This is a genomic window from Flavobacterium sp. Root420, from assembly GCF_001427905.1.
In the GTDB taxonomy this organism is placed as follows: Bacteria; Bacteroidota; Bacteroidia; order Flavobacteriales; family Flavobacteriaceae; genus Flavobacterium.
In genome coordinates this window covers 28208-49250 of sequence record NZ_LMEF01000001.1, presented here as the reverse complement: position 1 = coordinate 49250, position 21043 = coordinate 28208, and the positions used below count along the sequence as shown (strand labels likewise).

Here is a 21043-nt window from a genome sequence, read left to right as displayed (position 1 = left end):
TTCAATTTGATTTAATCTTCTTCCTCCAATAAAAATAAACAGTAAAAACAGTTACTACTATTCCCTTCAAATAAACCATTTCAATTTAGTTTTGAGGTACAGTCTGATTCCAAACTCCCGTTTTAGCCGTTTCTAAAGTATAAGCGGAGAAATCTTTGGCTTTTCTTCCTAAAACCTTTTCTATATCGGTGGTAATTGACGAATTTCTGCCATCCAAAACCTGTTCAAAAAGGTAATTTACTAACCAGATATGATCCTCCGGAACCTGATACTCGCGCAACATTTGAATATATTCTTCTAAACTTAAAGGCTGAAAAGCGATTTCTCTGTTCGTCGCTTTTGCAATTTGGTCTATGGCTTGTTCAAAAGTTAATAATTTCGGGCCTGTAAGTTCATAGGTTTGTCCGTTGTGTTTCTCCTCCAAAAGTGAAGCCACAATTACATCAGCAATATCATCGGCATCTGTAAAAGGTTCGACTGCTTCTGCTCTTGGTAATGCAACGTAACCAGCTAATATTGGCTCCAGAAAGAAGCTTTCGCTAAAGTTTTGGCTGAACCAGCTTGCCCGAACAATCGTCCAATTTTTGGCGTTGATTTTTACAATTTCTTCACAAGCCTGCGCTTCTTTTTCGCCTCTGCCTGAAAGTAAAACCATTTTTTCAACGCCCATTTGAGTGGCTAAACTGCTAAACAGATGAATAACAGTTGTGGCAGAAGGAATAGCCAAATCAGGCTGATAACTGATATAAACGGTATCGATATCCTTAAGGACAGCTTGCCAGGTTTCGGGTTTTTCCCAGTCAAACGGAACTGCGGCAGATCGTGAACCGGCACGAACTTCAACTTCTGTATTATTTTCTAATCTTTCCATTACTCTGCGTCCTGTTTTCCCATTGGCTCCCAGAACTAAAATTTTCTTTGTGTTCATATCAATATCTTTTTAAGTGATTACTGATACAAAATTGGGCAGATTAGAATGAAATCATTTGTCTGAAAAGAATTAAGATTTGTTTGAAAAGAATTGTTGCTTGACATCATTTGGTCTTGTGCCGAATTTAGTGTAAAAAGCATTCGAGAAAGAACTCAAACTTTCGTAACCCACTTCCCAAGCCGATTCCTGTACGGTTTTTTCGCTGTCACGAAGTAATTCATATGCTTTATGAAGTCTTTCTTCCTGAATGTATTTAAAAACCGGAATTCCGAATAACTCTTTAAAATTCTTTTTCAGTTTGCTGCTGTTGAGTCCCACCATTTTGGATAATTCGGTAATTGATGGAGGTTTGGAGTAATGAGTAGTTACAATTTCCTTGGCGTGAAAAAGCTTGTTTTTATCGTACTCAGATAAATCCGCTTTTTTGTCTGTAGTTAGCAAAGCAAAAAAATGGGCTAAAAGTTCGTTGACCTGACTTTTTAAAAACAACAATCGGGTAGTTCCGGTGTAGGAAGTATTGAAGATTTTCTGAACAGCCAATTGCATATCAAGCGTCATATAAAATGCCGGGCCTTTTGCAAAATGTTCTTTTGGGTTCAGTAAATCCGGAAGATAGTTTTCAAAAATCTCTTTTTCAGCCGGAGGCAATGTATTAAGATATTTAAGTTTGACAAAGATGCTGATCGATTGTAAAGGTTTATCCGGTTCGATTTTATGGGCGAATTCCACTTTCTGATTTCCAAAGAAGCAGATCGCTAAGCCGGTAGTATTTGTCAAATATTTTGTTTGATTGTTATGTTTGATTTCCAATTCGACATTACCTGAACCATAAAAAGCAAAACCAATAGAATCACCATCAATTTCACATTTCTGAACTACTGTCTTTGTCGCGTAAGATTGCTCAATTAAAACAATAAAATCATTTACTTCTAAAATATCTGTTGTCATACTAGGTAGGGATGTTTTGATAAAAGTATGAAAAGTTGCTGTTTTTTTTGGAATATTAAAAAGAATTAAAAATTTAGAATTAAAAATTAAAAATCTGTTGAATCTGCGTAAGAAAAAATTAAACACATAGAAAACATAGGTTTTAATGTCTAAAAAAAGGTAATGGAAAGAAATGAGTTTCTCAAACATACATATGTTTTTAGGTTAATGAAATGCCTTTTTAAGCGGTTTCAAAAGCTATGTTTCTATGTGTTTAAACTTAAGCATATTTCCTTCGCATCTGCTATATGTTTTAAGGTTAATGAAATGCCTTTAAGCGGTTATAAAAGCTATGTTTCTATGTGTTTAAAAAAACAACCTAGTTTTTCAGATGAAACTTCGTCTTATTAAAATTCTTCGATTTAATAATTTTCCCTTTATCCGTAATCATAATCCAGCGATAGTCCGGATATTTGCTGATAAGGCTTATTCCGGCTTCTTTTCCTAAAACCATGATAGAAGTACTAAAACCATTGGCTGTTTCGGCATTGGGCCCAAAAACAGAAACACTGCAAAGTCCGGTAGAAGGATATCCGGTGGCAGGATTGATGATATGAGAATATCGTTTTCCGTCTAAAATCACAAATTTTTCGTAACTCCCTGAAGTTGTTACAGCGCCATCGTGCAATGCAATTACAGCAAAGAGTTTATCGTTATGAAAAGGATTCGTCATTCCTATTTTCCAGTCTTTGCCATTCGGTTGTTTTCCCCAAACGGTCATATCTCCGGTGGCGTTTACAATTCCGGCTTTTATGCCTTTTGCCAACATTAAATCTTTGCATTTGTTGGTGGCATATCCTTCGCCTAAAGCGCCAAATCCGATTTTCATTCCTTTTAATTTCAGGAAAATGGTGGATTGGGTGCTGTCTAAAATGATGTTTTTGTAACCAACTTTCTCCAACGATTTTTTTATGGCTTCCGCCGATGGCATTTCGGTCATCGAGCCATCAAATTTCCAGATGCGGTCCATCGCAGCAAAACTAATATCGAAAGCGCCATTGGTAATTTCAGAAAAATGTAGTGCTCTTTTGGTCAGTTCAAAAACTTCTTTATCGACTTTTACAGGACGAATTCCTGCATTCTGATTGACTTCTGAAACCTGAGAACTGGGTTTCCAGTCCGAAATTAGATTTTCAATTCGGGTTATTTCCGCAATAATTTCATCAATAGATTTTTCTGCAGTTAGAGAATCTTTTGCTACGATCGAAATGTCAAACCGGCCTCCCATAAGCATCGCTGTTCTTTTTCGTAAAGTTTGGGCTTCAGCACTGAAAGCACAGACTACTATGAAAAGGAAGAGTAGTGAATAGAAAGTGGATTTGTATTTAAGAGACATATAATTCTTTATAAATGTTTTGTTTAATTTAATTCTAACCCGTAAAGACCTGGCTATTTTTTTTTTTAACACATAGAAAAAACATAGGTTTTTATGCTTAAAAAGGAAGTTGAAAGAAACTAGTTTCTCACACATAGTCCCGAGGCTTCGGGACGTAGCTAAAGGATTAATTTTTAAGCTGTTTATTTTCTACACCGCTATGTGTTTTCAGATTAATGAAATGCCTTTTTTCTACGCGGTTGCAAAAGCTATGTTTCTATGTGTTTAAATTTAATAACAATCAGTCAATAATTGACCATTGTTTTTATAATAACTTAGTTGTTTATTTTTCTCACCTAATAAAGCATCAAGAGTCGATTCAACATCTTTTTGCATGGTCAGTGAACCACAAATCATGATCACACCATTATTAGCTAATAAATCAATAAAAAAGTCAGCATCGCGTTTGATCAGATCCATCACATAAAAATGATTTTCTTCACGGGATAAAGCCAAATGAAAACTTTGCAAATGTTTTTTTTGCATCATTTGGGAAGCGAAGGTTTTATAACCTGAAACCGTTTCCGTTTCCATTCTAAAACCGCAATACAAATGGGTTTCTGTCTTTTTCCTGTTTTGTTCGATCATTCCAAGGAAAGGCGCAATTCCGGTTCCGTTGGAGATGAAAGCGACTTTCGAAGCTTTTTTAGGCAAATGAAAAGCATGATTATTAATGATTCTTGCTTTGAGGACATTACCAGGTTTCAGCCCATTCAAAAAGCCGGAACCTAATCCGTTTGGATGTAGTTTGACAACCAATTGAATGTTGCCGGAATGATTTCCAATAGAGTAGAGACGCTCTCTCGTATCATTTGCAGGATAAATGGCCAGTAAATCACCAGAAGTAAATTTGGCTCTCATATTGGCTCTCAGCGTAAGGATAAAAGTATGTTCCGTCTCAGAAATAGCGGTTTTATCTAAAACCATCAGTTTTTGTAAACCTTTTGGAGCATGATTGTATAAGGAAGGCGTTGTTGATAACGGAATTCCGGTTTTGGCACTCCATAATTTAATCCACTCTACAAATTCCACCGCCGATTTGTCATTGACAGTTTGTAATGCTAAAAAGCGTTCTGTCCAGTCTTGTTCTTCTAAAAGTTCATCAATTTCGCGGGCAAAACCGCAAAAATTAGGGTACGCTGTCGAACCAAATCCGACCACAGAAAAATTGATTTTTTGCTGTTGTTTGTGTTTCTGTAAAAGTGAGATGAATTTTTTTCCGTTGGATGGTGGATCGCCCAATCCGTGCGTGGAAGAGAAAATAATAATATGTTCTGCTTTTGGGAAAACAGTGTAATTATTTAATTCAGTAAGAAAAGCTTTTTCACCGGCAGCATTCAGTTGTCTCTGAATCGCATTGGCAAATCGCAAGGAACTTCCGTTTTCAGAACCGGCCAACAAAATAAATTTACTTTCATTGGCTTTGAATTTATTTTTAATTCGGCTTGACCTTCTTTTTAAAGTCATTGCAAAACCCGAATAGATAAAAAAGAGGATATTCAAGGACGCAATCGCCAGAATTACAGCCCAAATAGCGTTTATTCTTCCGGTATGCAGGTCTAAACTTAAATCGGCAAACTGAGCCGTCGTTGGTGAGTGCTTTTCGCTAATTACTTCTCCGGTAACCTGATTTACCTCAATTTCTCTGTCTTTTAATTCAATGATATAATATTCTTCAGGATCATCAGTAAAAGGAAATTCGATTTTTTTTACGTCCGTCAAAAGCGTCGTTTTGAAAATATTGACAGCTTTTTTAGCAGGAGCAACAGTTTCTGTTTTTTCTTTCTGCTCTTTTTTATCCATGAAAAAGTTAAACTTTTCCAGAGATAAATACGTTCCTGTAAGTGCCATAACCAAAATCGGAATTAAAGCCAATCGCCCTAAAACAACATGATAATATTGGGCAAAATATTCTTTTATAACTTTTGAAAAGAAGTTGCGAATGCCTTTTTGTCGTTTCAAAACCAGAACAAACCCGGAAATAACAATTAAGAGCAATAAAAAAGAAATAACTCCCACAAAAAAACGACCGGCTTCATGCAAAAACAAAGAGCGATGAAAGCTGGTGATCCACTGAATAAATTCACTTTTTTTAACCGGAGTTCCTAACTTTTTTCCTGTTTTGACATCAATATAAGCGTTGAAGTCATTTCCATCCTGGTCTATAGCCTGAAGCGTTACAAACTGATTGTAATCAACCGTTAATTCGGTCATTTCAGAATAGTTCTTTTTTAATACAGGAAGCATTTGTTCCAGCGTTATAGTATCAAAATTTTCGATTTTGTACGGAAGTGTTTTTTCCTGAACAGCATCGACAGCCAGAATAATACCCGTTACAGATGCTAATATCAAAAATAAGGAAGAAACCAAAGCCAGGGCCAGGTGAGAGGAACGCCAAAAAGAAAGAGTCATGGAGTGTAAGCTAAAAGGTAATCAATTGTACTTAGGCTTTGTCAAAGGTTTAAACTTTGACAAAGCCTACATGTTTATAGTATTAAATTTTGTTTAATCTTACGTATCTAATATATCCTTTACCTTCTGTTTTATCAGCTAGTCCGGCAGTAGTAAGTGGAATTTCAGCATCAGTTGTATAATATTTTTGATCCTCAACGGCAGATTCAAATCTTAATTTATACCCTTTGTTGATTTTAGAATCTTCAATTTCAAAAGTTGTGATACTGCGATCACCACCCGTAACAGAGGCTCCGCTTATAGCACTTACATCTTCATGTTTTTGAGTCTGAAATTTATTCCATTCTTTCAATGATTTGTACCATTTTTTATCATCACCCATTACATAAAGTGTTTTTTCGTAATCTCCTTTTGGATTAATAAGTGAAACTACAATATAAGCACCTTCGCCCATATAATTTGCCATTTGAAGCATACATTTGTATTTGCTTTGCGCAACAGATTGGAAAGAAACAAGGCAGATAAGAGCGCCTGTAAAGGCTATTTTAAGAATTGATTTCATGTGTTGAAATTATGAATTATGAATTATGAATTATGAATTATGAATTATGAGTTATGAGTTATGAGTTATGAATTTCAGCTAACTTATAATTCATAACTCAAAACTCATAACTTTTTTAAGCTTATTTTAAAAAGTCAATTGATACATTTTGTTTTATTAAAGACTCGTTTTCTTTGGCAAGAGCGTAGGCATTTTCATCAAATTCAGTTTTAATGTCTTTTTTAGCACCAATTGAAATCAGGTATTTCAGGATTTCATCGTTTTTAGAAATCATGGCAGCTTTATGCAAAGCCGTCATACCATCTTTGTTTTTGGTATTTACGTCGATGTTTAAAGAAGCTAGTTTTTTCAATAAAGTCAGATCGTTTTTAACAATTGCTAAATGATACAAAGTACTACCATCTTTTTGAGCAGCGGCAAGGTTTAAACCTTTGTCTTGTACTAATTTTATTTTTGCTTCTAAAGGATCTGGTCCTTTCGATTCAGGACGATACGATTGAATTAGGTATGCACCTAAATTATTGCCGTCTTTATCGGCAACGTTTACATCGGCTCCTTTGTTTAAAAGAAGCGCAACATTCTCAGGAGTTCCTGATTTTACTGCAATTGTCAAGGCTGATTCTCCTTTTGCGTTTTTCGAATTGACATCTTTTGTAACTGCCAATAATTGTTCTAAAACAGCAGTTTCTCTTGATGCAGCAGCTTTGATAAGAGGCGTATTTCCTTCTTTATCGACTTTATTGGTATCAATACCTTTGCTTAAAAAATATTTAACAATCTCTGCCTGATTTGGTTTAGCTGCCAATACGTGCAAGATATTTTCTCCTGATTTGTTTACAGCTGTTGATTTAAGTTTTAATTCTTCAACTAAATATTTATAAGCTTCTAATGATGTAGTTTCCCTACGATTTCCTTGTGCAGCAAAAAACAAAGCATTGTCATTATACTTAATTCCTTTAGCTGCTATCTTTTTCAATAATTCAATATTTCCAACTCTGGCTGCATAATTAAAAGCTGTATTTCCGTTGTTATCGACATCTTTAAGAGACATTCCTTTAGTAGTGAAATATTCTGCAAGAGTAAGGTTTTTATCAAATGCAATACTAAGTAATAATAAGTTGGCGCCATCATTATATTTTTTCGTCGGATTTAATCCTGCTTTAAAAAAAGCTTCATATAAGGCGGGATTAATTTGCCCGCTTGTCGCAGCAAAATCAGCTGGCATTGCACCATGACTATCTTCAAGATTAATGTCTGAACCTTTTTTGATAAGATATTCTGTCATTTCTACATTTCCCTTATAGGCTGACCAATGCAGGTAAATACGATTGTCGTGAGTTGGTTTGGTAACTGGGTTACCTGGTTGATCTAATAAAAACTTGATCGTTTCACTTGGAGCATCATTATTAATCGCAAGAACAACAACATCAAATGCATTTGCATTTGCTTCTGCCGGATTATTTCCTTTTGCTATTTCAGCTTTTACAGTTTCTAGATTAGGAACCGTTTTCCAGAAGGCTGCGTCTAATAATGTATTTTTTTGCTGAGCATTAGAAAATAAGGCAGCAACTAATGCAATTGAAATGAAAAGTTTCTTTTTCATATTTAGAATTTTACAATTTTTAAAATAGTTTGGTTATGTATTATTTCATTAAAAATAGATACTAAGCTGTATTCTATTTAGAATAAATAAAAATAAGGCAAATGTAAAAATAAATATTAGTAAGGCAATTTTATTTAGGATGGAATATCAATTTAATTTACTCTTAAGATAACTGAATTTAGAAAAGGTTTAAATTTTCCGGAATTCTTTTTAGTGTTATATCGTATTTTGTTTTAGGAGTGAGAGCGATATATAGCTTTTTATTTTATTTAAAATAACTATAAATATCTGATTATTAATTGTTTAAATAAAGGTATTCGGTAACAGTAAAACCGGCAGACCCTTCGGCTAATTTTAAACACGCGACATGGTCAATACAATGGCATATGCTTAGTTTTCAATGCCTGAGCGTATGCCAATTTGGGATGTGGACAAAATAATTTTTAAAACTACATGAAATTGAAGATAATGATTAAAGCAGAGAATACAGGTAACAATTTTTAAGATTGAAGTATCTTACGAAGTTCGTTAACCAGTTCTTTATAACTATTTGGTTTGCAGATATAATTTCTGGCGCCAATTTTTTGATACGTATCTTTTATAAGAGTATCAGATTGCCCTGATAATACAACAACAGGAATATTTTGGAGTGTACTATTTTCATTTAATTTTTCTAAAAAATCCTTACCGGTTAAGCGAGGCATTTGCAAATCAAGGAAAATAATATCGGGTAAAATTTCTGCTTTTTTAAGATCTTCTAAGGCAAGTAAAGCATCAGTAGAGGATGTAATAGTAATATTTTGATTAAACGAATTGATGGCTTCTGAAAATATTTCTATATCTTCAGGATCATCGTCGATTACCAAAATATGTTGATACTTCATTTTTTAAAAGTATAAAAAAAGCAACGATTGCAGTTACAGAATTAAGGCTTACATTTTATATAATATTAATATTTGGAAAGAAAGCTTCTTTTCTTAATCACAAAATTTATTTTCAGCATAAATGATTTTTGTATTTGGCTTATTTTTATCTTTATAAGAGATATAATTTTTTGTCTAATAAAAATAAAATCAGTTACTTATGTTTGTAAATAATAGTTTTAGTTATAAAGCACTGGTAAGGTTTAGCGGAGGCTATGTATTGTGGATTATTATTTGGTCGTTTCTGGTTTTATTTGCCTATAAATTTTTGCATTTAACCTGGATTGCAATTCCGTGGGTTAGTGTAGGGGTTATTGCTACTGCAGTTTCTTTTTATATCGGCTTTAAAAATAACCAGTCCTATGAAAGAATTTGGGAAGCCAGAAAAATATGGGGTGCCCTTCTGAACATCAGCCGTATGTGGGGTGCTACTACAAGAGGATATATCAAAAATAATCTCTCTGTCCAAAAGCTTTCAGATGCAGAAATTGATATTATTACCAAAAAACTGATTTATAGAAATATTGCTTTTGTATATGCCTTAAGGGATCAGTTGTTAATACCAGCCTCGTGGGAACATGTAAGTTTAGGAACTCATGTTGCAAAAAGAAGCCGAAAAACGATGGAAAAAATCGGTATTGGCATACTTGAAGATAATTTTACGAAAGGAATTTTAGAAAAACATCTTGGTGTCGACGAGTATAAGGAATTAAATAAATTCTCTAACAAGGCTACACATATTATCGATCTTCAGGCGCAAGATTTAATGAAACTAAGGAAAGATGAGATTATTGGTGATTTTTATCATGCTCAATTACAAACACTTCTAAACAATTTATACGATGAGCAGGGCAAAGCAGAAAGAATCAAAAAATTTCCTTTGCCGCGTTTGTATGCCTATGCCAGTATTTTATTTGTATCGATTTTTATTATTTTATTGCCTTTTGGCCTAATAGCCCAATTTGATAAAATGGGACCTTATGAAATATGGTTGTTTATTCCGATAGTGACTATTATTTCCTGGATTTTTCTCATAATGGAGCTTGTTGGAGACTACTCTGAAAATCCGTTTGGTGGATTAGGAAACGATATTCCGATGCTCTCTATTTGTCGATCTATCGAAATTGATTTAAAAGAAATGATTGGAGATGTGGATATTCCGAAACCTATTTTGCCTCAAAACGGAATTTTGATGTAATTGATTATTTTAGAGTCATATTACGTTTCAGGAAATAGAAAAAAAGAGAATTCCACTTTATGATAAAGACGGGATTGGCTAAAGTATATATCGAATAATTTCATTTTTGAAAATAAAACAAAAAATCCCATTTCGTTGGGATTTTGTTTATAAACGAAATTACATTAAAAATCTATTTACTGCTTTTTAAGGCCATTAATAAATCTACTAAATCTACGACTGCATAAGTAGAAGAATAATCAGATACGGCATATGGCAATATAAGACTGTTGTTATGAATAATGGCGCCGCAAGAATAGACTACATTCGGAACATACCCTTCACGTTCGTCTTCCAGAGGTGAAAGTAAAGGTTCTTTTAATCTTCCAATTTCTTTGGATGGATCATCAAGATCAAATAAGGAAGCACCAATGCAATAACGTCGCATCGTTCCAACACCGTGCGTAATAACAAGCCATCCTTCTGTTGTCCATAATGGTGATCCACAGTTTCCAATTTGTGTAAATTCCCATGCAAAGCGCGGCTCCTGAAGCAGGATAGGAGTATTCCATTGGGTAACCCTGTCAGAATACATGATGTAATTGTTTACACCATCAATTCGGGAAAGCATTGCATATTTACCTTTTATTTTTCTTGGGAATAATGCCAGATTTTTATTTTGAGCACCGGCACCATGTAAAGGCATTACCCGAAAAGTATAAAAATCTTCGGTTGAAATAAGTTTCGGCAAGATGGTATGGCCATTATAAGCCGTGTAAGTGGCCATAACGCGATGAGAATCGTCATGATCATCATCAAAACGAACAAAACGAGCATCTTCAATACCTCGGCTTTCGGACTCTGATATCGGAAAAATAACACGCTCTGTAATATCAGAATCATGTTTGAATGACAAATCATAAAAAGAGTTGGCCAGCCAGATTATTTCTTCAAGTGCCGTTCTTCTTTCCTGACTAATTGATGGGTCGCTTAAGCTGGTTTTCACCATGCTCTTTAAGACAGCATACTCAAATTCACCTGGCAAATCCTGCATAATTTGGGCGATGTATTTATCATCTGTATGCATCTCATACAATTTCATTAGGAATCGTTCTTTGTTGTACAAGGTTTTGTGTTCGATCTCTGCTTTGTCAATATGGTGTCCAATCTTCATTACCTGGAGATTATTGTTTCGATCGAGAATTCCTCTTCTAAAAACAATTGACGAAATATGACCTTCACCCGTTGCTCTAAAGGATATAATGACACGTTTTTCGCCCATTTCTAATCCCGTTTGATCAAAATCTTCAATAATTGAAGGATTAAAAATAGCAGCCGATTCAATAGCGTATTCCATGGTACAATAAGAACCTATCAGCATCTTTCGATCCAGCGATATTGCATCATAATCAAGTTGCATCGTTTCGATTACAGGTCTGATTTTCTCGCAATGTTTTAAAAATACGCTTGAAATATTTCGGTGTCGTCTTGCAAATTCACGAAGTGTTTGTTCTAAAGTTTCTAAAACCTGTTTTTCATCCAACATCATTATCCGCATCACCATTTGTTGGGTTCGTTCGTCGCCATTCATAAAATAACGGGCAACAACTCTTTTAGAATCTGGTGTAAATATTATATTTTTTCTAATGATGGGTACTCGCATACTTTTAGTTTTTGTTAGAATAAAGTCAATACATTTTATCGATAACTGATAAAAAACTTCAGTTATTTTACTTTATAATTCTTTTTTTGATAAAGTTAGAAGCATCTATTTGAAACAAGATTAACTGTGTATTAATAGTTCTATACAAGTTAGTGATTTTTGCTAACGAAAAAAACTTAAATTTTTATTAAAACGCTACATGTTGCCTTTTTGCTTTTCAAATCAATTTTATAAAAAATTAATTTATAAAGCCCGATTTTAATAAATGGGTATTTCAAATTTACAAAAAAGAATAAAATGATTTGTATAAATGTTTGATTTACAATTGATATGGTTTAAAGCTTGTTTTTTAAACAGAAATGGAAGAACGTTGAATATAAAAAAAGGGACAAATGATTTTTTTTCACTTTGTCCCCTAAATAATTTTGAACGAATAATTAAACTTTAGTTTATTCTTTATACAAAATAATAACTGCTTTGTAACCGGTACCAACATTCCATTGGCTTGATTCGATTACAACACCTTTATCATCATAAACCTGAAATTCAGCTGTATTTGGTGAAGCAGAACCTTCATTCAAAGCTTCAAAATCAATTTTGTTGATTCCTTTTACCAAATTTATTTTGAATCCTTTATATTCGCCATCCAGTAGCACTTGTGGCTCTATAACTTTATCATTCAGATACACCTTGATCTTATCTCCGTCGACAAAAGCAGCATCTCTGTAACGAATTGTAGATGTAAAAGATTTCGTTACAAATCCTCCTAAATATTCATTTCGTCTATAAAAAACACCTTCTACATTGGCTTCTTTTTTATAAAGAACATTATTATTGAAAAGTTCTTCCGGATTAATTTTCAAAACAACAGGTTCTTTTGAAAGGGGCAGTGGCTCTTCAGTTGGAGGAGCTTCGGTTGGCGGAATAACTTCTTTATTATCTGAATTTTTAGGTTGGATTGATTGCTGTTTCCTTTTAAGCTCATCTTGTGCAAATCCATGCAGTGAAATACCAATCATTACAACTAAAAACAAAATCTTTTTCATACTTTTTTACTATTTTAAATACAAGTTAATATTAGATTTAACCTATTAACATAAACATTTAATTCTTTTATTTATTGCCTATATATTGAATTGATTATCAAAAACAGAGCCGTTTTATGCATGTTGGATCTTATTGATCTTTTTAATACTTATTGACCTTGAGATAATTGGCTGATATTTCAATGTGTTTTGTTGATGAGTTGCTCTTTAATTGGTTTTCAAAATTAAAGGATGGAATAATAAAAAACATCTACACTTTTGTACAGATGTTTTTTAATGAAAGTAATAACAACAAAATGTCCCGGATTATTCTGCCGCCACAGTATTTACACTATTTAACGCCACGCCATTAAGAACACAATCTGCCTCTTTTTCTTCAGCCAGCGTTTGTGTCAATAATTTTGCAACATCATTTTCTCCAAGAGTTTTTGCAAAGGCACATAAAGTACCGTACGATGCAATTTCATAGTGCTCAATTTTTTGCGATGCCGCAATGATACCTGCATCGCGTACCGCTCCCGGCACCGTTTCCTGAAGAATACTGTCTCCTTCTTTAAGAAGTCCTGCCATGGCTTCGCATTTTTTTCCTTCCACACTTTCCCCAAGCAATTCAAAAACTTTTTCCAATCTCGTTACTTGATTTTCAGTTATTGCAAGATGCTCTAAAATAGCACTCGTAAGTGTTGCTGATGTAGCATTTGAAGCCATTTTTGGCAAAGCGCTGACAAGAGCATTTTCTGCCCAGTAAATGTCTTTAAGACTGTCAATAAAGAAATCTTTTAACTCCGAAGCAGCATCCGCAGAAGGTGATACTAAATTGTTTTTACCGTTCTTATTGACGGCAGTTTTACTCGGCGTCGGTTTATCTGAATTTTTCATATGATTTATATTTTAGTGTTAGTTGTATAAATTTTCTTCACGTTCCCAAATACGATGGCTTGCCATAGCATTTATGAAGTCGAGCGCAAATGCTTCGGTTGCGGGATCAGTGTATAAAATAATGCCGGAGTCATCATTATTAAGCTTTGAAGCAAATGGTGTTTCGCTTAATATTCCAATTGCTTCACCATCGGCACCAATAACTTTACAATGTTTATAAGCGTCATTTAAGAATTCAAGAACATCTTCATTTTGTGCCAGGTCGTTGAGTCCTAAACTTTGTGGAACATAAACAGCATCAAAAAGCACAGATGAAGTCGTTATTAAACTAAAATCAACCGGAATTGCACCACCTTCGTCAGTAAGAACAGATCCTAGATTTTTTGCAATTACAAATCCTTTTGCATCTTCTTTTATTAATATATTTTTAATATTCATTACTGAAGCTGCCGAAACGCCATCGGCACAAATTATAGCCACTTTTCTGGATGCAATTGTTGGGGAATTCGTTGGATTTTTGATCATCGAAAGCGCATCAGAAGATGCAACTGATGAATCTATCGAACGTGGTTCCTGATTTCCTAATTCGTTTTCCGGGGAAACTCCTTTATTTATTGGCGTTTCAAGAATAGGAGGAACTGAAGTACCTAAGCCTTCGGCCACTCTTTCAGCTAATTGCATATCGACCTGGGATAAAAGACCTAACATTCTAACTCTAATCGCAGTCGTTTCAACCTTACCTAGCTCAAAACGCAAGGCTCTTACAATATGGCTTTTTTCGGTAGGTGTCTGACTGTTGAAGAATAATTTTGCCTGACCAAAATGATCAGCAAAACTTTCGCTTCTTTCTCGCACTTTATGAGCATCTACACGTTCGTTAAAACTTGAAAATCCACCTTCTGCAATTTTTGCCTGAAACGGGCATCCTCCACCAAGCGAATTTGGATGATAGCTAACACGACCTTTGTTGATTTCCTGACGCATATGGCCATCACGCTGGTTATTGTGAATTGGCGAAACGCTTCTGTTGATTGGAATTTCATGGAAATTAGGACTTCCTAGTCTTGATAATTGTGTATCGGTGTAAGAAAATAATCTTCCCTGAAGCAATGGATCATTGGTGAAATCAATTCCAGGTACTACATGCCCAGGATGAAAAGCAACCTGTTCTGTTTCTGCAAAAAAGTTATCCGGATTTTTGTTCAATACCATTCTGCCGATTATTTTAACCGGTACCAATTCTTCAGGAACAATTTTGGTAGGATCTAATAAATCAAATTCATATTTGTGTTCGTCTTCCTGTGGAATGATCTGAACTCCTAATTCCCATTCCGGAAAATTTCCCATTTCAATGGCTTCCCATAAATCCTGTCTGTGAAAATCAGGATTTTTACCTGAAATTTTCAAGGCTTCATCCCAAACTACGGCATGAGTTCCTAATTTTGGTTTCCAATGAAATTTTACAAAAGTAGATTCATTTGCTTCATTAATTAATCTGAAAGTATGTACTCCAAAACCTTCCATCATTCTATAACTTCTAGGGATCGCACGGTCAGACATGGCCCACATAATCATGTGCATGGATTCCGGCATTAAGGAAATAAAATCCCAAAACGTATCATGAGCAGAGGCTGCCTGAGGTATTTCGTTGTGTGGCTCTGGTTTTACGGCGTGAACGAGATCCGGAAATTTTGAGGCATCCTGAATAAAGAATATAGGAATATTATTTCCGACCAAGTCATAAATACCTTCCTGAGTATAAAATTTAACGGCAAAACCTCTTACATCTCTGGCAAGATCAGTGGAACCTCTAAAACCTGCAACAGTTGAAAATCGGACAAAAACGGGTGTTTTTAATCCGGCTTCTTTTAAAAATCCGGCTTTTGTTAATTCAGGAATCGGATTCGTCACTTCAAAAAAACCATGAGCTCCTGAACCACGTGCGTGCACAATTCTTTCCGGAATTCTTTCATGGTCAAAATGGGTAATTTTTTCTCTTAGTATAAAATCTTCTAGTAGTGAAGGGCCTCTTTCGCCGGATTTCAGCGAATTATTATCATCATTGATTCGAACACCCTGGTCAGTAGTCAGGAATTTGTTAGTTCCATCAGATTTATTTTGCAATAAATCACGCCGCTTTTCGTCTTGGAAATTTTTCATATACTGTAAATTTTGATTTAATTTTTCGGAGTTATTAGATAGACTGTCGTTTGAATATCAATAATTTGCATGATTTAATATTCAATGATTCCAAATTTACTTTATGTATTTTCGAACAACTTATAAGATTATTTTTTAAGGTTGTACAATTACCATTATATGCTTTGAAGATGTGGCCTTATTTGCATCGTGACAATATCACATCTATTTGGTTGCGATAAACAAAACAAAATGCTCATGGCTATATCATCAGCTTCAAGCATTTCGAGTTTATCTATTTTCTTTTGATGTTCTTCTCTTGTACCGGGTTGCATATCGCTGGTTACGGCACCCGGTTCAATTAAGGAAACTTTGATTCCGAGTGGATTTACTTCTTTACGAAGCGAAGTACTGAATCCGCGAATGGCAGATTTGGTGGCGACGTAAATGGTGCTTTTAGGCGAACGACTTTCTGCACTCATCGAGCCAATATTAATAATATGTCCCGATTTTTGATTGGACATTCTGGAAACGGCTTCTTTGCAAAAACCGAGATACCCCATAATATTGGTATCTATAACATATTTCCAATCCTCAAAAGTACCTGTTGTAACTCCATCAGCCGCTAAACCTGCATTGTTGATCAGAATGTCGATGCCACCAAGCTGCTCGTCAGCTATTTTTAAAATAGCATCGATATCTTCTTTTTTTGTTACATCAGCCGGAGTGCCATAAAGTTGACAGTCGGGGAATTGTTGTTTAATATCATCAAATGACTTTTTGAACGTTTCATGGTCCCTTCCGAAAATAAGCACGCGTCCGCCAAGGGAAACCAATAAATCAGCGGTTGCTTTTCCTATTCCAGTGGTGCCACCCGTTATTACAATTCGTTTGTCTTTAATGTTTTGTCCAAAATAATCGGTTAGTTGTCTCATAATGAGTTTTTTTATTTGTAATTACTATTACCATTGTACTTTAATTGAACCTTTGCCTGAAATTTTGTATTCGTGTATTTTTAAGTTTTTTTTGAATGGTGTCAGAGCTTCTTTATTCTGAAATACTTTCATCTGAATTTTGTGATCTTTCGTTTTTATGATTTTTAGATTGTAAATCATATCCTTATCTCCATCTATTTTTATGGTAACTGATTTTCCTCTTTTGGTAGGTTGAGCAATAGGATAATCTATAAAAAGAAGAAAATCTTCATCGATTTTGATGTATTGCCTTGGTACAATTCCAAAGGCCATTCCGGCGCCATACACTTCCTGACCAACCTGTCCGCTTTTTTCCCAGCCATTGTATAAATCCTCTAAAGGCACCCACAAATCAGCCTGTATTTCTCCTGTTTTTACTTCTTCAGACAGCATTTCTTTTGGAAGTAGTGGCGGATAATAATAGGCAATTCTATTAACGGCATATTTAATGAACTCTGGAATAAGAGTTCTTATTGACGGTAAAATATCGACATCCTTCGCCTGAATATAATATTCAGACAAGGCAGCGTATACTTCTAATTCCTCGTATGCTGCGGTATAGGGTGCATCATTAAGCGGGAATATAGAAAAGAAATTCGTGTAGTTTTTACCGTAGCCGTATTTGCAATCATAAAGCTGAATATTTTTAAATAGTCCTGTAAGGCAGGTATAACTTATATCCAGATATAATTTCTTGCCGGTAATTTTATACAATTCTAATAACACTCCGGCTGCAAAGGCGGTATTATTGGCCTGGTATAAAACTTCAACACCGAGTGCTTCTAATTTTTTTGCAGCTTTTTCTGCTTCATTAAAATAGCGTTTTTCTTTAGTTAACTTATAAACGAGCAGCATTAAGTGGGCGTACGAGCCGGCAACATCATTTTCTCCTCCTTTTCCCGGAGCAGTTTCTGCTTTAATAATATCGAGCGTTTCCATATTATAAAACACCGGCCACGAATATTTAAAATGGTGGGCCACTTTTATAACATAATCAATAGAATCTAATACCAGTTTCTCAGCTGTTTTGTCTCCATGCAAAGCCAGTCTTGTCAAATTCATTAACGGATGATGTAAATACCAGGAATCCATTACCATTTCTTTCTTTTGCTCTTCAGACTGATCCAGTTTGTCGGCAAGTGCAGGAAGCCATCGATTAATACAATTAATTTTTGGATCGTAAAAAGCGGGCAATCCGGTAATTAAATCAGTATAAAGCGGATGTTTTTCACTAGTCCATTTTTCATATTCCTTAAACGGACCTAATACAGCAAGCTGGACCATACTTTCAGCAGGTGTTTCATAATCGCATAAATAAGCATTTAAATACGGAATCCCCTTTGTTTGTGTCCATGCACCCTTGTTATGATAGAGATCCGTTAAAACTTTTTGAGCGATCTCTGGCCAATCGTGATATTCAATTCTTGGCTGTTGTAACACTTTATATATTTTAACGAGATTATCTAAAAAGTGTTCACAAACAGCTGAAGTTTCTTTAATTATTTCAGTTTCCAGTACTACATAAGCATCTGATATTGTAAAAGGCTTACCTGAAGGCAGTGGTAATTTATCAGTGGCTGGGAGCTGAAATCCTATTTCGGGCCAGGTTCCTCCAACTGTATTTTTGGATTCCGTTTGAGTGGCTTCACAATATTCAGATAACGATGTAAGATTTTGAAAATAAAAAAAGGACCCTGTCTTTGGTTTTGTAATGCTTGCAAATAGTATCCCGGATCGGGATCCAAATTGCTCCATATGAATTGTTCCAGTGGTATTTTCTACACTTCCATTTTGTGTAAGCGGCATTATATCTCGTGGCCAAAACGGAATCATCAATGCTGTATTTGCTGTAAAGGTGGTAATGTAGTGTAATATAGGAGTTGCCGCGTCCGGAAAATCAACACGAACTTCATAACTTCCAAGTTTTGAATTCAATTGAATGACAATCATTTCTTCATCATCAAAGAGATTTGTAATTTCAAAACAGCTGTTCATTGCAAAAGCTGCACGAAAAGCTATTTTACCATTTTTGGGAAGAAGTGCAACAATCCATAAGGAATCGCCTGTATTATAAAATTGATACGTATAATCAAGAATTTTTCTTTCTAAAAGTAATTCACTATTTTCAATATCTTCCTGAGCTGTAGCGCTCCATGGTGTGACCGTTTGCATAATGATAAATTTAAAGGTTTAAAAGATTCTTTTATAGTTATTCAAATTCTGAAGTTTCGCTATTCGCTTGTTTCCATATGAGGCGCATCAACAGGTTTGGATTGTGAGGAACCTATTTGCCTTAAATAAATAGAAAGCATTATAATGGCAAAAACAGAGAGAAATTCGCTTTGCCAGTTTTGAAAAGATTCAAACCAAAATCGTGAATCCCCAATATAATCAGAGGCAGACTCTAAAGGCAATCCTTTTAAGGTTAACTGCTCATTTTCATCTTTTAAGCTTCCATAAAAATGAAGTATAAAAGAAATTACAAATAACAATAACAAAGAAATAGTGAGGGAATGTTTATAAAGGCTAAGTATCCAACCACCTTTTTTTACAGACCATGGCGCATTTTTGCGGGTAGGTGAGGGTTCTCTGTCCACTTCTTCATCTTTATCAAGATCTTTCGATTCTGACGAACCTTTCTGCATTAAAAATATTGTAAATACAACAAATAAGGCCATCTGCAGAAACTCGCTTTCCCAATTTTCAAAAGTAGATTGAATAAAATGCCCTGAAATAAGATAGGCAGAAAGATTTATGGCGGTACTGCCATCCTCTATAAGTTCTTTATTGTGTTCTTCAAAACCAAAAATTATCTGACCAATGAGCGCCGCTATAAATAGTGCTAAAAAGCAGATACATAAACCGTTGTTGCGTAAAAAGTTTTTCATTTGTATTTGTTTTTTATCAAAATTGACAAATACATACGGAAAATACTTATATAATTAACTTCAGAATTTACAAAATTTGAAAGTCAGTAAAACTGTTATGAGATATTATATTCTAAAGCTTCTAAGATTTCTTTAATAGAAAAATGGGCTCCACAGACAAATTCATCTGCTGCACCATAATACATAGTAATTTTATCACCTTCAACTACGTGACCATTGGTAAAAACCACATAACCGAAAAAACCACTCAGCTCATAATTTTCCTTTGGACTCATTATAGGTTCGACTGTACGGGCAATAACTTTAGAAGGATCTTCGAGATCCATTAAAAATGCTCCCAGACAATATTGATGTTCAGCGTTTGCGCCATGGTAGATTTCGAGCCATCCTTTATCTGTTTTTATTGGAGCTGCACCTGCACCAACTCTGGCACTGTCCCAAAGTCCCATTCGTGTACCAACAAGGAATTGATGATTGCCCCAATGAATTCCGTCCGGTGATTCGGCCAGCCAAATATAATTCCCACCAATCTGTGGACTTGATGGGCGATGTAAAGCGTAAAATTTGCCGTTTATTTTTTCTTCAAAAATGGCAGCATCTTTATTATGTGGAGGAAATATCATGCCTTTTGTTTCAAAACTTTTCCAGTCTTTGGTGGTACGCAATCCAACTCCAACACCGTTGGATGAAACTGCTGTATAGGTGATATAATAAGAATCTTCAATATAACTTACTCTGGCGTCTTCAATACCAAATTGTTCCAATATTCCAGAACCTACAAGCGGATTGAATCCTTCAGGCGTATAAAAATGAACTCCGTCATCGCTGCACAATAAACGAAGGTGAGAGAGTGTAGTTAAGTAATCAAGTCCCTTATATTGAATTACTCTGGCATCAGTTGCAATTAAATCAGGATCGTTAAGCGGTATTTCAATAATTTCGATTTTGCCTAAAGCGTTTACCACAGGAAAAAAGATAACACCTTCTTTTTGTGCTATGCTTTCTGCAACCCTTACTAACAGCCAGGTTTTTCCTTCGAAAACAAAAACGCCCGGATTTAAAAGACTTATAATTTGTAATTCTTCGCTACTTGCCTGCAAATCTTTAGGCATCAAAAGTGGATTCTCAGGAAATCTTTTTGCAATGTCGCTCATATTTATCTGTTTGATTATTATAACTATTGTGGATTGTAATCTCAAGTAGATTAATAATAAAACATAAAAATAAGCAATTTTACAGCTATACTATTTTATATAATATGATTTTAGTTTTGCAAGATTGACAGTAATGCAAAATTGGTAATTAAAATTTATTACAGAGGTTAAGGTATATATTGTTGTTGATTATGTTGTTTAGTGTATTTTTTAATGTAAAATGTTACAAAAAAGTATATGAAACCCAAAACGTGATCATAAAAATAAAGCCAGAAAAATCTAAGTTTTTCTGGCTTTATTTTATTCAATTATCGGAATATATTTTAAAAA

16 protein-coding genes are annotated in these 21043 nt (G+C 34.7%); 1 reads left to right on the top strand and 15 read right to left on the bottom strand.

Annotation, left to right across the window (positions count from 1 at the left end):
- Positions 1-85: 85 nt before the first annotated feature.
- From ASC72_RS00200 to ASC72_RS00170, 7 genes are all read right to left on the bottom strand, one after another.
- On the bottom strand, positions 86-928 hold the full coding sequence (locus ASC72_RS00200; RefSeq protein WP_056184947.1) for an NAD(P)H-binding protein: 843 nt from the start codon (positions 926-928) through the stop codon (positions 86-88).
- Between the two features lie 72 nt (positions 929-1000).
- Entirely contained in the window at positions 1001-1879 is an 879-nt protein-coding gene (locus ASC72_RS00195) for an AraC family transcriptional regulator (RefSeq protein WP_056186802.1), read from the bottom strand.
- A gap of 358 nt (positions 1880-2237) precedes the next feature.
- Positions 2238-3254 carry an FAD:protein FMN transferase gene (locus tag ASC72_RS00190; RefSeq protein ID WP_056184945.1) on the bottom strand — a complete coding sequence of 339 codons (1017 nt, stop codon included), beginning with the start codon at positions 3252-3254 and terminating at the stop codon, positions 2238-2240.
- A gap of 270 nt (positions 3255-3524) precedes the next feature.
- Positions 3525-5705, bottom strand: coding sequence for a PepSY domain-containing protein (locus tag ASC72_RS00185; RefSeq protein ID WP_056184942.1), 2181 nt, complete (start codon positions 5703-5705; stop codon positions 3525-3527).
- A gap of 82 nt (positions 5706-5787) precedes the next feature.
- Positions 5788-6267, bottom strand: coding sequence for a DUF2271 domain-containing protein (locus tag ASC72_RS00180; RefSeq protein ID WP_056184939.1), 480 nt, complete (start codon positions 6265-6267; stop codon positions 5788-5790).
- A 121-nt stretch (positions 6268-6388) separates the two neighbouring features.
- A complete protein-coding gene (locus ASC72_RS00175) occupies positions 6389-7870 on the bottom strand; it encodes an ankyrin repeat domain-containing protein (protein WP_056184936.1) in 1482 nt (493 codons plus the stop codon).
- Between the two features lie 500 nt (positions 7871-8370).
- Complete coding sequence (locus ASC72_RS00170; RefSeq protein WP_056184933.1) at positions 8371-8754, bottom strand: response regulator; 384 nt, start codon at positions 8752-8754, stop codon at positions 8371-8373.
- A gap of 199 nt (positions 8755-8953) precedes the next feature.
- On the opposite strand from ASC72_RS00170, the gene ASC72_RS00165 reads away from it, so the two are divergent.
- Positions 8954-9991, top strand: a complete 1038-nt coding sequence (locus ASC72_RS00165; protein ID WP_056184931.1) for a bestrophin family protein — start codon at positions 8954-8956, stop codon at positions 9989-9991.
- Between the two features lie 172 nt (positions 9992-10163).
- On the opposite strand, the gene ASC72_RS00160 is transcribed toward ASC72_RS00165, so the two are convergent.
- From ASC72_RS00160 to ASC72_RS00125, 8 genes are all read right to left on the bottom strand, one after another.
- Positions 10164-11633: a glycoside hydrolase family 130 protein gene (locus ASC72_RS00160; protein ID WP_056184928.1), complete on the bottom strand. Its 1470-nt coding sequence runs from the start codon at positions 11631-11633 to the stop codon at positions 10164-10166.
- Between the two features lie 449 nt (positions 11634-12082).
- Positions 12083-12679: a hypothetical protein gene (locus tag ASC72_RS00155; RefSeq protein WP_056184925.1), complete on the bottom strand. Its 597-nt coding sequence runs from the start codon at positions 12677-12679 to the stop codon at positions 12083-12085.
- 306 nt (positions 12680-12985) lie between these two features.
- Positions 12986-13558: a ferritin-like domain-containing protein gene (locus ASC72_RS00150; protein ID WP_056184923.1), complete on the bottom strand. Its 573-nt coding sequence runs from the start codon at positions 13556-13558 to the stop codon at positions 12986-12988.
- Positions 13559-13576: 18 nt separating this feature from the next.
- Positions 13577-15718, bottom strand: a complete 2142-nt coding sequence (locus tag ASC72_RS00145) for a catalase (protein ID WP_056184920.1) — start codon at positions 15716-15718, stop codon at positions 13577-13579.
- Positions 15719-15873: 155 nt separating this feature from the next.
- Positions 15874-16632 carry an SDR family oxidoreductase gene (locus ASC72_RS00140; protein WP_056184918.1) on the bottom strand — a complete coding sequence of 253 codons (759 nt, stop codon included), beginning with the start codon at positions 16630-16632 and terminating at the stop codon, positions 15874-15876.
- Positions 16633-16659: 27 nt separating this feature from the next.
- A complete protein-coding gene (locus tag ASC72_RS00135) occupies positions 16660-18843 on the bottom strand; it encodes a hypothetical protein (RefSeq protein ID WP_056184914.1) in 2184 nt (727 codons plus the stop codon).
- A 59-nt stretch (positions 18844-18902) separates the two neighbouring features.
- Complete coding sequence (locus ASC72_RS00130; protein ID WP_056184912.1) at positions 18903-19559, bottom strand: DUF6766 family protein; 657 nt, start codon at positions 19557-19559, stop codon at positions 18903-18905.
- A 95-nt stretch (positions 19560-19654) separates the two neighbouring features.
- Positions 19655-20713, bottom strand: a complete 1059-nt coding sequence (locus tag ASC72_RS00125; RefSeq protein WP_056184909.1) for a glycoside hydrolase family 130 protein — start codon at positions 20711-20713, stop codon at positions 19655-19657.
- Positions 20714-21043 lie beyond the last annotated feature (330 nt).

What these genes read in the sequence shown, in the direction of transcription:
- ASC72_RS00200 (WP_056184947.1), bottom strand. Translation starts at nt 928, where the DNA reads ATGAACACAAAGAAAATTTTAGTTCTGGGAGCCAATGGGAAAACAGGA.
- ASC72_RS00195 (WP_056186802.1), bottom strand. Translation starts at nt 1,879, where the DNA reads ATGACAACAGATATTTTAGAAGTAAATGATTTTATTGTTTTAATTGAG.
- ASC72_RS00190 (WP_056184945.1), bottom strand. Translation starts at nt 3,254, where the DNA reads ATGTCTCTTAAATACAAATCCACTTTCTATTCACTACTCTTCCTTTTC.
- ASC72_RS00185 (WP_056184942.1), bottom strand. Translation starts at nt 5,705, where the DNA reads ATGACTCTTTCTTTTTGGCGTTCCTCTCACCTGGCCCTGGCTTTGGTT.
- ASC72_RS00180 (WP_056184939.1), bottom strand. Translation starts at nt 6,267, where the DNA reads ATGAAATCAATTCTTAAAATAGCCTTTACAGGCGCTCTTATCTGCCTT.
- ASC72_RS00175 (WP_056184936.1), bottom strand. Translation starts at nt 7,870, where the DNA reads ATGAAAAAGAAACTTTTCATTTCAATTGCATTAGTTGCTGCCTTATTT.
- ASC72_RS00170 (WP_056184933.1), bottom strand. Translation starts at nt 8,754, where the DNA reads ATGAAGTATCAACATATTTTGGTAATCGACGATGATCCTGAAGATATA.
- ASC72_RS00165 (WP_056184931.1), top strand. Translation starts at nt 8,954, where the DNA reads ATGTTTGTAAATAATAGTTTTAGTTATAAAGCACTGGTAAGGTTTAGC.
- ASC72_RS00160 (WP_056184928.1), bottom strand. Translation starts at nt 11,633, where the DNA reads ATGCGAGTACCCATCATTAGAAAAAATATAATATTTACACCAGATTCT.
- ASC72_RS00155 (WP_056184925.1), bottom strand. Translation starts at nt 12,679, where the DNA reads ATGAAAAAGATTTTGTTTTTAGTTGTAATGATTGGTATTTCACTGCAT.
- ASC72_RS00150 (WP_056184923.1), bottom strand. Translation starts at nt 13,558, where the DNA reads ATGAAAAATTCAGATAAACCGACGCCGAGTAAAACTGCCGTCAATAAG.
- ASC72_RS00145 (WP_056184920.1), bottom strand. Translation starts at nt 15,718, where the DNA reads ATGAAAAATTTCCAAGACGAAAAGCGGCGTGATTTATTGCAAAATAAA.
- ASC72_RS00140 (WP_056184918.1), bottom strand. Translation starts at nt 16,632, where the DNA reads ATGAGACAACTAACCGATTATTTTGGACAAAACATTAAAGACAAACGA.
- ASC72_RS00135 (WP_056184914.1), bottom strand. Translation starts at nt 18,843, where the DNA reads ATGCAAACGGTCACACCATGGAGCGCTACAGCTCAGGAAGATATTGAA.
- ASC72_RS00130 (WP_056184912.1), bottom strand. Translation starts at nt 19,559, where the DNA reads ATGAAAAACTTTTTACGCAACAACGGTTTATGTATCTGCTTTTTAGCA.
- ASC72_RS00125 (WP_056184909.1), bottom strand. Translation starts at nt 20,713, where the DNA reads ATGAGCGACATTGCAAAAAGATTTCCTGAGAATCCACTTTTGATGCCT.